Genomic DNA, 12,920 nt, shown 5'->3' with positions numbered 1-12,920 from the left:
TCTGTTTTTAACTGTTCCCACGCATCGTTACGAGGCCAGAAAAAATAGGACGTTAGCGGACTAGTGCCTTTGCCCACGACCTGATCGACTGCCAGGGCAACGTCTTTATCTAACCAAAGCACTTTTAATATGAATCGGGCATCCGATTCAGGCGTAGCAGCCGTAGACTCGACAGACTCCAAGCGAAAACCTCCAATTGCAGCTTTCCTACTAAGGACGTAACTGCATAACTACAGTCTTTTACTTTAGCATGGGTTGGGGATATATCTCTCTCAAATATCCCCTAATATTCACAGAATGTCTATTACACTGATCACCGGTCCTAGTCGCTCTGGGAAAAGCGAATGGGCCGAGCAACTCGCCGCTCGAGATGCCGCACGCAACAATCGGCAAGTGGTGTATATCGCAACGGCCAAAACGACATTGAACGATACAGAGTGGCGATCGCGCATAGATCAACACCGCACCCGCCGTCCCATATCATGGCAAACGCAAGAGGTACCAATTGCATTAGCAGAGGCAATCTTATCTAGTGATCGCCTTAACCCTCAATCTTGCTTGCTTGTAGATTCGTTGGGCACTTGGCTAGCCAATCTCATCGAACAAGATGATGCTAGCTGGGAAAAGTCGCAGATAGCGCTGATAGAGGCGTTGAAACAGACGGACTCAGAGGTGATTTTAGTAGCAGAAGAAACCGGGTGGGGAATAGTGCCTGCCTACGAGCTGGGAAGGAGGTTTCGCGATCGCCTAGGTAATCTCAATCGTGTGATCGCTCAGTTTTCTACTGAGGTCTATCTAGTGACAAGTGGCTATGCCATCAACCTCAAACAGCTAGGCACCCCTGTGGAGGGGCCTGCTCACCAGAAGTAGCGGCAACAAACAAAGTGACTTAGTAAATTCTTAATTATTTTGAGCGAAAACGAAAGCTGTGTAGATACTAAAGCTAGAATCTACGCACTGTTAGCCCTCTTTTTACATCAGCTTTTCTCAGTCAGTTACTATTCCTTATCGACGAATTAATGGCCTCCCCACTCCAAGTCAAAAGATATTTGGCCTATTGGTTACAGCTAGGTAAGCCGGTTGTCACTGCTGATGATCAGATCGTTTGTAAGCCAAAGACAGTCCTTCAAGGCGATCACTTCAGTAGCGAGTTCGAAGACTGCTGGACAAAGATTCTGAATCAAGAAGGCACAGATTGCTACCTAAAAGGAACCGATCAAAGTATTGCCGAACTGCTTTCCCCAGGATGGGAAATGGCTAGCTGCGCCCGCTGCAGCATGCTCGTTCCAACACCAGAAGTCGTTATCAATCCGTTCACCTGTCCATGCCATGATCTAGCCGATTGGCCCAATGAGGAAGTTCCCCAGCCGCGGCTACCAATTGATAGCCAGGCTCGACTCAATCAGATTAAGCAGCGTATGGTGTCTAAAGGGCATAGCGTTCAAACTGACTGACTAATGTTCAAACCGACGAATGTTCAAACTGACTAGCAGGTGGCTAAACTGACTGACAATTTAGGAATATTCGCGTGCTAAGAGGAGACACCAGGTAGTGTAGTCCTAGACCTTGCAGTGATATCCAGCATCACGTATCCGAGCAGAATGGCTAAACAGCTACTTTTTCTTGGACTTTCTTACCTTGTCGCACAATGTCATAGATGAGAAAGTCTTTGGCCATTAGCGTATTTGGGAAGATTGCCTTAGCCTCTGCAAGCAAGTCATCAAGCTCTATGGCATTCCCAGGAGCATATCGAGGACTAAAGTGAGTCATGATTAGCTGCTTTACCTGGGCAGCTAAAGCGACCTGTGCTGCCATAGTAGAGGTAGAGTGCATACGCTGGTAGGCTAGTTCGGCATCTTGATGAGCAAAGGTCGCTTCGTGAACTAAAACGTCTACTTGACTTGCTAGCTCAATAGCGCTCTCACAGAAAACCGTATCGGTACAGTAAGCAAATTTACGTCCCAGAATAGTGGGACCGCAAAGGTCTACGCCATTTACCTTGCGACCGTCAGCGAGCGTGATCACTTCGCCGCGTTTGAGCTTGCCGTAGAGGGGACCAGGCGGAATGCCTAGCGTAGCTGCTCGCCTCACATCAAAGTGGCCTATACGGTCTTTTTCTTCGACCCGATAACCGTGGGCCGGGATGCGATGCTTTAACTTTTGACAAATGACTTTGTAGTCCTCGTCTTCATAGACAGTACCAGGTTCAGTGATGTGAACCTTGATAGGGTAGGAAGATTGTGTTTTGGAATAGCGGCGGCAGGACTCTAAGTACTTACCTAGATCAGGTGGACCGTAAATGTCGATTTGCTGTTGCCCAGTACCCGCCATACCGCAGCTCGCAAGTAGACCTGGCAACCCAAAGATATGGTCACCATGCATATGAGTAACAAAGATTCGGCGAATTTGACTGGACTTAAAATCGCTCCTTAGAAACTGATGCTGGGTACTTTCCCCACAGTCGAATAGCCAGACCTCTGCTCTTTGCGGCAGACGCAAGGCGACACTAGATACGTTACGAGACCGGGTTGGGACCCCTGAGCTGGTTCCTAAAAAAGTAATCTGCAAAGCTCTAAAGCCGTTTAATAAACCTTATCTATATTGGCAGAGATATTGGGAATAAGGTTTGATTTAGATCTTCCTTCGCATGTTTGACTAGTCTTTGACCATTCTACATTCGTCATTCCTTACCTAGCGTATGTCAGCGATCACTGTTATTCAATCACGACTACAAAGCGTTCTATCACCACATCACAAAGCTGATAACCCGCTGAAACAGCCTGAACCAGAGAGTTCTAGGACGATGTCTCGAACCAAACCGAATGCACCCAGCTTGTAAAGCCACCAGCGCTTATTCAAAACGATGAAGATTTGTTACCAGAAAAACGGTAATTGTTGATACACTATCTCTCGGAGCATAACAAGGTCTCTTACTTTAGTCCGATTAGCTTAGTCTGATTATCTGGTCAGCTACCGCTAATCCCAGAGTTTTCTTGTCCGCACTGTCGTATGGGAGTACGCAGTCGAGCTTCCTCTTCCTTAAGAGAACATCAACTAGAAATCGATCAAAAGCACTTAGAGCACTCTAAGTGCTTTTTTATTGACGCAGTTTTGTTAACACAGGAATGAAATAAAGACTGATAATAAACGGGTCGCTCTTCTGATGTTGCTTTGAGTTCTTCTGATAAGCCTTTAATCATGCTCGTAGATGGGCATTCGCTGGCCTTTCGCTCTTACTACGCATTTGCCCGTAGTCGCGATGGGGGCCTTAGAACCTCTACCGGGATTCCGACGAGTGTCTGTTTTGGCTTTTTGAAGTCCTTAATGGACAACCTCGAAGCGCAAAAGCCAGACTACGCAGCCATCACCTTTGACCTGTCAGAACCAACGTTTCGACACGAAATCACAGACACTTATAAGGCTGGGCGCGCTGAAACTCCAGAGGAATTTACTGAAGATGTTGAGAACCTAAAAGCGCTATTAAGTGCCTTTCAGCTCCCTATCTTTTCCCTGCCTGGCTACGAGGCCGACGATATGATCGGTACGTTAGCGGTGCGGGCGAAGGGAAAGGGCTACCGCGTCAAGATCTTAAGTGGGGACCAAGACCTTTTTCAGCTAATCGATCCTGAAGAGGCAATCAAGGTGATGTATCTAAGCACCACCTTTGGCAGCAAGACCAGCACGACTAAAGAGTATGGCAACGCTGAAGTCCTCGAAAAGCTCTCCATATTGCCCTCTCAGGTCGTTGACTATAAGGCGCTCTGTGGTGATACCTCAGATAACATTCCGGGGGTCAAGGGTATCGGGAAGAAAACGGCGGTCAAGCTTCTAGACACCTACGGCGATTTGGAAACGATCTACGCTTCGATTGACGAGCTGAAAGGGGCAGTGAAGAAGCGGTTGGAAACAGGTAAAGAAGATGCCGCCCAATCGAAGCAGCTAGCAAAGATCAAGACGGACGTACCTCTAGAAACAGATCTGGAAACCTGCAAGCTAGAGGGATTCAATCCTGAAGATGTGATTCCGGCCCTGAAGCAATTGGAGCTTCAACATTTTGTCAACCGATTGAGTAAGTTACAGGCGTCTTTTGGCGGTGAGTCTGACTATCAGCCAAGACCGAAGGCGGCTCCGGTTCCAAGCGATTTTCCAGATGATTTTGAAGATCCAGATTTAGCGTTCTTTAGCGCAGAAGAGACAGACGCTGTTACCAGTATGGGACTAGATTCCGTATCTATTCAGCCGATGGTGGTGACAACCGATGAGCAGTTGAAAAAGTTGGCTAAAACGCTGAAGGCTCACACTGATACTAAGCAGCCAGTGGCCTGGGATACGGAGACAAATTCAATTGATCCGCTAGAAGCTGATCTAGTCGGCATCGGCTGCTGCTGGGGAGAGGGGCCGACGGCTCTGGCCTACATTCCGGTAGGGCATACGGCAGGAGAGCAGCTCAGCATGGAGACTGTGCTGAGTGCGCTCAAGCCAATATTAGAAGATCAGCAGTATCCAAAGGTATTTCAGAATGCGAAGTATGATCGCTTGGTGCTACGGCGAGCAGGCGTGTCACTAACGGGCGTGGTGTTCGATCCAATGCTCGCTAGCTATGTGCTCAATCCTGAAAATAGTCATAACCTGTCGGACCTAGCCCTGAGATATCTAGAGCTGACAACGGTTAGCTATACGGATTTGGTTCCAAAAGGAAAGACGATTGGGGAAGTTGCGATCGCAGAAGTCGCCCAATACTGCGGCAGCGACGTTCATACGACCTATCGACTAGTACCCTTACTAAAAGCCGATCTTCAAGAAGTTCCTGATCTGGCAACGCTCTATACAGAGGTAGAGTTGCCGGTCGAACCTGTTCTAGCCAAGATGGAAGCCACTGGCATCCGAATCGACAAAGCGTATCTAAACCAATTTTCTAAACAATTAGAAAGCGACTTAGCAGGTATCGAGAAAGCGGCCTATGACGCAGCCGGAGAAGAGTTTAATCTCGGCTCGCCCAAGCAGCTTAGCGAACTATTTTTTGAAAAGCTCGGACTCGATAAGCGCAAATCTCGTAAGAACAAAACTGGCTACTCGACTGACGCAGCAACCTTGGAAAAGCTCCAAGGCGATCATCCCGTTGTCGATAGCGTGGTGGAATATCGCACGCTATCGAAGCTAAAGTCGACCTATGTAGATGCCTTACCAGCTTTGATTAGACCAAACACGGGCCGCGTACATACCGATTTCAATCAGGCTATCACTACTACAGGTCGGCTGTCTTCTTCTAATCCCAACTTACAAAATATCCCAACGCGCACGGCCTTTAGTCGCCAGATTCGTCAGGCTTTTTTACCGAAAGAGGGGTGGCAGCTAGTTGCAGCAGACTATTCTCAGATTGAGCTGCGAATCCTAGCGCATCTGAGCGAAGAGCCGATCTTGATCAAGACCTACAGAGAGGATGAAGACGTTCATAGGCTAACGGCGACACTGCTATTTGACAAAGACAAAGACGAGATCACCGTCGAGGAACGACGTATGGCGAAAGTCATCAACTTCGGTGTGATCTATGGCATGGGCGCGGCTCGCTTCGCGCGTGAGATGGATATTCATCGACTAGATGCGAAGACGTTTATTGATCGATTTAACCAGCGCTATCCAAATGTGTTCGAGTATCTGCAACAGATGCAGCGAGAGGCGATCGCATACGGATACGTCAAAACCATTGCTGGACGCCGCCGGTATTTCAACTTCACGACCCGTAGCTTGCAAGCTCTCAAAGGAACAGACCCTACGAAAATTGATCTAAGCAGCTTGCGGACGAACGGCTATGATGCTGGCTTACTTAGAGCCGCCGCTAATGCGCCTATCCAGGGTTCTAGTGCCGATATTATCAAGGTCGCAATGATTCGTTTGCACGAGCTGCTCAAGGGCTATCAGGCAAACATGCTATTGCAGGTGCATGACGAGCTAATCTTCGAAGTACCACCGGATGAATGGGAAGAATTGCAGCCAAAAATTGAGCAGACCATGGAAGATGCGGTTTCTTTGGCGGTCCCTTTGAAGGTAGAAGCGCAGGCTGGAAAGAACTGGATGGAGGCAAAGTAAAGCGTACTAGAGCAGTTAGAGCCGTCAAATCGAAACTTAGGAGCTGTCATACACAGAGCAGCGAAGCAGTAACGATATGGCCAGCCTCTATCGGGTGAGCCCCTTTTTTCAGTATGCTCCTAAAGCGCATTCAACATAAGTATTAGATAAAGAGTCATGCTAGATCTGACCGGAAAGAAAGCCCTTGTCACCGGCATCGCCAACAATCGCTCGATTGCTTGGGGAATTGCCCAACAGCTCCACGCAGCCGGTGCAGAGATTGGCGTCACCTATCTCCCTGATGAAAAAGGCCGTGCTGAGAAGAAAGTTCGCGACCTCACCGAACCGCTTAACCCCAGTCTGTTTCTTCCTTGCAACGTTCAAGACGATGAGCAGGTCAACACACTTTTTAGCACTATCAAAGACAAGTGGGGCAGCTTCGATATCTTGATCCACTGTCTAGCCTTCGCCAACCGCGACGATCTCACCGGAGCTTTTAGCGATACGTCTCGCGCTGGATTTGACTTGGCCCTTAGCGTTAGCGCCTATTCCCTCACTCGCCTAGCTCAAGGTGCCAAAGACCTGATGCCAGAAGGCGGCAGCATCGTCACCTTGACCTATCTAGGCGGCGTGCGCGTCGTACCCAACTACAACGTCATGGGTGTAGCCAAAGCCGCGCTAGAGATGAGCGTTCGCTACCTTGCTGCTGATCTTGGTCCGCAAAATATTCGGGTCAATGGCATTTCGGCTGGTCCGATCCGAACGCTAGCCTCCTCAGCTATTGGCGGCATCCTCGATATGATCCATCACGTCGAAGACACCGCCCCCCTACGACGAACTGTGACCCAGATAGAAGTTGGTAATACGGCTGCGTTCTTATGCAGCGACCTATCTAGCGGCATTACCGGACAGGTAATCTACGTAGATTCTGGTTACGCGACGATGGGCATGTGATGCCAAATTCTGAGTACTCAAGGTTTTGACCACTTAAGGTTAAGCAGAGCCAAAACCCGATTCTACGGATCTAGGGTAGAAATTGATCTTGTGCTGAGAAGACCTTTTGAGCGTTCTCAGAACCGACATAGCGCCAGTGCCAGGGCTCGAAGCTGACGCCTTGCTGATTGTCTCTAGGAAAAGACAGCTCAAAGCCAAAGCGCCCAGCGTTAGCCAGCAGCCAGCTATAGGCAGGCGTGGACTCAAATTCATAGGTAATGTCGGTCTCGGGCAGAGTGACATCGCCAATATCGACGGCATAGCCCGTGTGGTGTTCGCTGTGCCCAGGAGGAGCGCTGAGTTTGGCGGCGGCGGCTTCGCTACCGAGCTTGGCCACTTGTGCCTCGAACAGATCCGCCTGGCGAGCAATGGTTCGAAAGCCAGAGATTGCCTGAAGCTTGATAGCGTCGGCAGCAGCGGCCGCTTTCATCGCTTCAAAGGCATCGGCGGCTTCGTAGTGCAGATATTCTTCGCGTTCATAAGACTCTCGGGTAAACTTCCCGATCGATACAATATCTTCGCCGTAGGCTTCGTCGTAGGGAAAGTGGTTGAATTTAGTATCTAGCGGGTTGTCGTATTGAGCTGCGTACTCTTCTATCTGCGGTGGGTTCTCGATAGCTGTTAGCGCATCACTATCTGTAGCGGGCGTCGGACTAACGGGCTCAGCGTCAGTCTGAATCGGGGTGATTGTTAGCTTAGAAGCGCTCTCTGGCTCTGCGCTCGTTTCTGCTGAAGGTGTTGTAGCAGCCGGTTCCGGTGGCTGTGGAAAGGTGAAATAGACTGCTAGTCCGATCAGCGGAATGGCAACTGCCGTAGCCGTAGCAATCAGTAGCTGACGATAGCGGTTAGGCAGGAAGTGAAACAACTTTGAGAGCATGACAGACTTCGAGCGATCGCACGACGAGAGAATGGAAAATCTTAGCTGCAAGAACTCTAGCTCTATGCTAGTCTCGCTGGACTAGTTGAGCAGCAATCCACCCTTCCGCGCCCGACTTTGGAAAAGTGACTTTGTACCAGGTGTAGCCACCTGAGTCGGTAGAGCTGGTTTGAATGATAATGCGATCGCCTGGATAGGCAATATGCCGAACTGAATAATTAGTTCCTGGCCCAGAGCGAATATTCTTACTGCCTGCTTCTGTACTGACGATGGTTGCATTGGTTCGATCGACAGGAGTTGGCGTCGGACTAGGTGGTGGCTGAGGCGTCGGAGTAGAAGGCGGTGCGGCATCACCATCAATCTGAATTAGCTGTCCAGCAATCCACCCTTGTGCGCCAGAAGGCGTCAGAATCTGGTACCAGGGAAAGCCACCAGCATCATTTGTCCGATTCACAACTCGGATGCGATCGCCCACCTGCACCGTATCAACAACTGCAAAGTTAGTCCCAGCCCCTGCTCGTACATTTTTACTCCCTGTTTGTCCAACGACAGAACCGTTCGCATTCGGAGCCGCAGCCGGAGGAGCAGGTGTAGGCGCTGCAGTGGGAGGTGCGACGGGTGCAGGCGTAGGTGCAGGCGGCTCGTCTGGGGTAGATGTCTCATCTGATGTCTCATCTGGGGTAGATGTTTCGTCTATTGCTTCTACGACCGTATCAGCAGTGTCATCCTCTCGATTAGAAAAACCAGGTATCTGCTGGGTGACGACCAGCGCCCCTATCAAGATGCTAAAGCCTACCATTCCGCCAACAATCACTGCCCCTTTCCATTGAGAAGACGATTGGGAAGACCCCTGCGAGGGCATCTGATTGGTTACTGGATAAGGGGCACTTTGGTATGGCGCGCTGGGGTAGGAGCCACTTGGATAGGGCATAGAGCCAGGTTGACCAGTGGTGTTAGAGCCAAGCGGCGAGACAGCGATAGTATCAGAGATAGTCGGGTGCGTCGTGGCTGGGGTAGGCACAAACGGCGCTGAGGAGACTACTGTTTGAGTCGAATGAGAGGCGCTAGTGGTCTGCCCAGCAGTTGGCGCAGACATCTCAGTACCCATCTGACTCATCATCAGCGTATTGAGCACGGACTGCATATCTTGCACGGTGGCAAAACGGCTCTGCGGGCTGACGTGGGTAGCACAGTCTAGAAAGTTGGCGAATCCGTTACTGACAGTCGGTGCATATTCTCTCCAGTCCAATGAACCAGTTTGTGGATTAGTCATCAACTCCTGCGGAATCTTGCCAGTGAGCATGTAGATAGCGCTCATTCCCAGGCTATAGATGTCGCTGGCATAGATGGGGCGACCCGACATCTGTTCGCTGGGCATATAGCCAGGAGTACCTACCACAATAGAGTGCGTGCTTTGTTCACCGCTGTTGATGACGGTTTTCATAGTTTCTTTGACCGCACCAAAGTCGATCAGGACCGGCTTGCCATCTCTAGCTCTAAGAATAATGTTGTCCGGTTTGATATCGCGGTGAACCATCTTTTGGCTGTGGATGTAGGCGATCGCACCCAGTAAATTTGCCACCACCGCCTGCACCGTCTTCTCACTCTGCGGTCCTTCGCGCTGCACCTTTTGAGTAAGCGTCACGCCCTCTACCCATTCTTCTACCAGGTAAAACTCGCCGCCCTCCTGAAAATAAGCATACAGCCGCGGAATTTGATCGTGTGCCTCTCCTAGATGCTCAAGCGTCGCCGCCTCTCTTTCAAAGCGGTCCTTCACCATCTGTGCTATTTCAGGCTTCTCGTGCACTGGCTTGAGCTGCTTGAGCACGCATCGCCGATTTGACGGCATATGCGTATCTTCTACCAGAAAAGTCTTACCGAAGCCGCCATCACCTAGTACATTGAGCACCCGATACCGATTGCTAAGCAAAATTAGAGGTGTATCACCTAGTCGTTCTTCGGTAACGTTCTCTGGCAAATCCTCTGAAGACATCGAAGTCATCTCCTACAAACAGAGTCGGATAAGTAAAGCGATATCGTTTCGGAGATATCTACACCTACAAAATATGTATACCCACCTAGCAACCTCACCCTGACCATAGGCTGCTAACAAGACGCTACTTTTGATGAATTGTAATGGCTTTTTCCTCCACAACAATCAAAAATCTAGGTAAAGATACACTCCTCTTTACTGTTTACATTTTTCTAGAGATAACGCATCTATTCATCTAATCTCTTTCTTTCTCATTTACACCGGCTTCAACTTAGCGCTTTTCTATCTTCCTCTTGCTGACACAACAAAACCGACTTAGGTATGGATCATTCATCTACTACGCTGCTTGCTGGGCCTTATATCGAACTAAATAATCGTAAGCAGACGCTGCGATTTGACCTAACCCAATCGGTTCACCGTCTAGGTAGAGATAGCATTTGGGCAGATCTAGTAGTGCCTTCTCAGGGCTGGGGCGTGATTTCTGGGCGGCATATCGTTTTTACGAAAGAGGATAAGTACTACCGTATTCAAGATGGTGATGGACACTCGAAACCGAGTACCAACGGTCTGTTTATCAGTCATACGCGGGTGACGATGCAGCCAGGAATGGTTCTACGTAAGAATGTCCAGTTTCAGATTGGTCAGAATCCCCAGAACATGATTTTGATGAATTATGTTGTGCAGCCGAGCGCGCCGATCACCGCAGAGCCCAGACAGATGAAAGTAACCTTGCGAGAGCTAGATGCGACGGTAGCACTAGGTCGTGAGCCTGCAGCAGTCACTAATGCGGTGACAATGACGCTAGATGCGCCTTCGGTCTCTCGCTATCATGCGTCGATCCAGCGAGAAGGGCCGAGGTATGTTTTACGCGATCGCAGCACCAACGGCACCTATGTCAATCGCCATCGCCTCACCCAGCCTTACGCCTTACAAGACGGAGACATTATTCAAATTGGTCCATTCACGCTGCTGCTGCGTAATGAAGTCCTAGAGATATTCGACCGAGGCGATCAGCTTCGCCTAGATGCGTTGAATCTAGTGCGCAGCGTGAACTATGCCAAGACACAGAAAACAATTCTCAATGATGTTTCTCTCGCTATTGAGCCAGGACAGTTAGTGGCGATCGTCGGTGGTAGCGGTGCAGGCAAGTCAACGCTGATGAAAACGCTGCTAGGCATTGCCCCTACAACCTCCGGCACAGTGCTCTTAAACGGGGATGACCTACGCCAGAACTTCGATCTATACCGCGCCGAAATTGGCTATGTCCCCCAAGACGATATTGTTCATTACAATCTCACGGTAGAAGAAGTTCTCTCCTATGCCTGCGAATTGCGCTTGCCACCTGATACAGATATTCCAGCAGCGGTCACTCGCACCCTAGAACAAGTCAAACTTAGTCACGTTCGACATACCCTCATCTCGCAGCTTAGCGGTGGCCAAAGGAAGCGAGTCAGTATCGCCGTAGAGCTGCTAGCAAATCCAAAGTTGTTCTTTCTCGATGAGCCAACATCAGGACTCGATCCAGGATTAGACAAAAAGATGATGGCACTTTTACGAGAGTTGGCTGATCAGGGTCGAACCATTGTATTGGTAACGCACGCGACCTCTAATCTAGAGGTGTGCGATCGCATTGTTTTTATGGGTAGTGGCGGCCAGCTTTGTTACTTTGGCCCACCCAAAGCGGCAATGACTTTTTTCGAAGCTCCCGAAGCCGATTTCAAGTATTTTGCCGATATCTATATCAAGCTCGACGAAGGAAACAGCGATGAAGAACGTGCTAAAAATGTTCAATACTGGTCGCAAAAGTTCAAACATTCGCCAGATTATACGCAATATGTTCAATCGGTTCTGAGCACCGCCAACAATCCAACCCAGTCCGAGAAACCCAAGAGACAGAAGATGTCTTCTTGGCGGCAGTGGCTAATTCTGGGGCGGCGATATTTGAAACTGGTGGGACGCGATCGATTCAGTCTACTCCTACTCTTTTTAACTGGACCTATTGGGGTATTGCTTATCCGCCTAGCCCTTCAAGCAGAAGATCCGCTGGCCGAACCGCCTAGCCCTGTGGATCCAGCCCAGGGGCCATTGGCTTTGCAGGTATTGTTCGTCTTCACCTGCGCCACCATCTGGGTCGGACTTTCTGGCACCGCCCAAACCATCGTCAAAGAAGCCAATATCTACCTGCGAGAGCGTCTGGTCAATCTTCGCCTCATTCCTTATCTAAGCTCCAAATTCTCTATCCACGCCGGACTTGCCATCGTCCAAACTGCTCTACTCGTTCTAGTTATTCTCCTCAGCTTTGAAGCACCCCAGCCCGACTTACTACCGTGGAGCCTCGGCTTACTAGTAACCAGTTTTCTGACGCTATTAGCGAGTACCAGCCTAGGCTTGATGATTTCTGCTTTTGTCAGCAACCCAACCCAGGCAAACAGCACCCTACCGCTAATCCTCATTCCTCAGATTGTCTTTTCCGGCATCCTGTTCAAATTAGAAGGTGCTTCGAGAATCGTCTCTTGGATTATGATCAGCCGCTGGTCAATTGGAGCCTATGCCGCAAGCTTAGATGTCAATCAGATGGCACCTGAACCTGTCAGCGGAATGGTCTCTATCTTTGAAAGTACCGCCACCTATGAGGCCACGTGGGAAAACCTGATGCTGAACTGGGGAATCTTATGTGTCCATAGTTTGGTATACCTAAGCGCTAGCTTGTGGCAACAGAAGCAGAAAGATATTTTGTAGTGCCCTAACAGCTCATTACTCTCGGATTTGAGGACTCAAATCTCAGCTCCTCTATCTAGCTTCTCAAGTCCTAGCTGTATGCCAAAGGTAGTAGCTGACAGAGTCATAGGGATGATTCTTTTGCGTTCAAAAGAATGAGTTTCATAGAACCGTTAGCGTTTTTACTTTACTTCAGCGCCTTTTCAGAGTAAATACCTAGTTATCAAGAGGAGAATTGTTGCCTAGGTACTGATTTCTCCCTCATGAGATAAC

General features: G+C 49.4%; 8 protein-coding genes and 1 pseudogene. 5 read left to right on the top strand and 4 right to left on the bottom strand.

Going from position 1 to position 12,920, the window contains the following annotated elements; all coding sequences use genetic code 11:
- A pseudogene (locus S7335_RS06190) lies at positions 1-182 on the bottom strand (30S ribosomal protein PSRP-3); the annotation flags it as partial.
- 115 nt (positions 183-297) lie between these two features.
- Between S7335_RS06190 and cobU the strand changes: the two are divergent.
- Both cobU and S7335_RS06180 read left to right on the top strand, forming a co-directional pair.
- Complete coding sequence (cobU, locus tag S7335_RS06185; protein ID WP_006455793.1) at positions 298-870, top strand: bifunctional adenosylcobinamide kinase/adenosylcobinamide-phosphate guanylyltransferase; 573 nt, start codon at positions 298-300, stop codon at positions 868-870.
- A gap of 149 nt (positions 871-1,019) precedes the next feature.
- Positions 1,020-1,454: a hypothetical protein gene (locus tag S7335_RS06180; RefSeq protein WP_038015759.1), complete on the top strand. Its 435-nt coding sequence runs from the start codon at positions 1,020-1,022 to the stop codon at positions 1,452-1,454.
- 151 nt (positions 1,455-1,605) lie between these two features.
- On the opposite strand, the gene S7335_RS06175 is transcribed toward S7335_RS06180, so the two are convergent.
- Positions 1,606-2,568, bottom strand: coding sequence for a ribonuclease Z (locus S7335_RS06175; protein ID WP_038015757.1), 963 nt, complete (start codon positions 2,566-2,568; stop codon positions 1,606-1,608).
- 630 nt (positions 2,569-3,198) lie between these two features.
- Between S7335_RS06175 and polA the strand changes: the two genes are divergently transcribed.
- Positions 3,199-6,087 (top strand): DNA polymerase I, encoded by a 2,889-nt coding sequence (polA, locus tag S7335_RS06170; protein ID WP_050765785.1) that lies wholly within the window; start codon positions 3,199-3,201, stop codon positions 6,085-6,087.
- 156 nt (positions 6,088-6,243) lie between these two features.
- On the top strand, positions 6,244-7,020 hold the full coding sequence (fabI, locus tag S7335_RS06165; RefSeq protein ID WP_006455688.1) for an enoyl-ACP reductase FabI: 777 nt from the start codon (positions 6,244-6,246) through the stop codon (positions 7,018-7,020).
- A 70-nt stretch (positions 7,021-7,090) separates the two neighbouring features.
- Here fabI and S7335_RS26665 read toward each other — a convergent pair whose 3' ends face one another.
- Both S7335_RS26665 and S7335_RS06155 read right to left on the bottom strand, forming a co-directional pair.
- Positions 7,091-7,936, bottom strand: a complete 846-nt coding sequence (locus S7335_RS26665) for a D-alanyl-D-alanine carboxypeptidase family protein (RefSeq protein ID WP_083785049.1) — start codon at positions 7,934-7,936, stop codon at positions 7,091-7,093.
- 67 nt (positions 7,937-8,003) lie between these two features.
- Positions 8,004-9,929 carry a serine/threonine protein kinase gene (locus tag S7335_RS06155; protein ID WP_006453720.1) on the bottom strand — a complete coding sequence of 642 codons (1,926 nt, stop codon included), beginning with the start codon at positions 9,927-9,929 and terminating at the stop codon, positions 8,004-8,006.
- A 321-nt stretch (positions 9,930-10,250) separates the two neighbouring features.
- Here S7335_RS06155 and S7335_RS06150 point away from each other — a divergent pair, with 321 nt between their 5' ends.
- Entirely contained in the window at positions 10,251-12,668 is a 2,418-nt protein-coding gene (locus S7335_RS06150; RefSeq protein WP_006456892.1) for an ATP-binding cassette domain-containing protein, read from the top strand.
- Positions 12,669-12,920: the final 252 nt, after the last annotated feature.

The sequence above is a fragment of the Synechococcus sp. PCC 7335 genome (assembly GCF_000155595.1).
Lineage (GTDB): Bacteria > Cyanobacteriota > Cyanobacteriia > Phormidesmidales > Phormidesmidaceae > Phormidesmis.
This window is presented reverse-complemented; position numbering and strand designations above follow the sequence as displayed.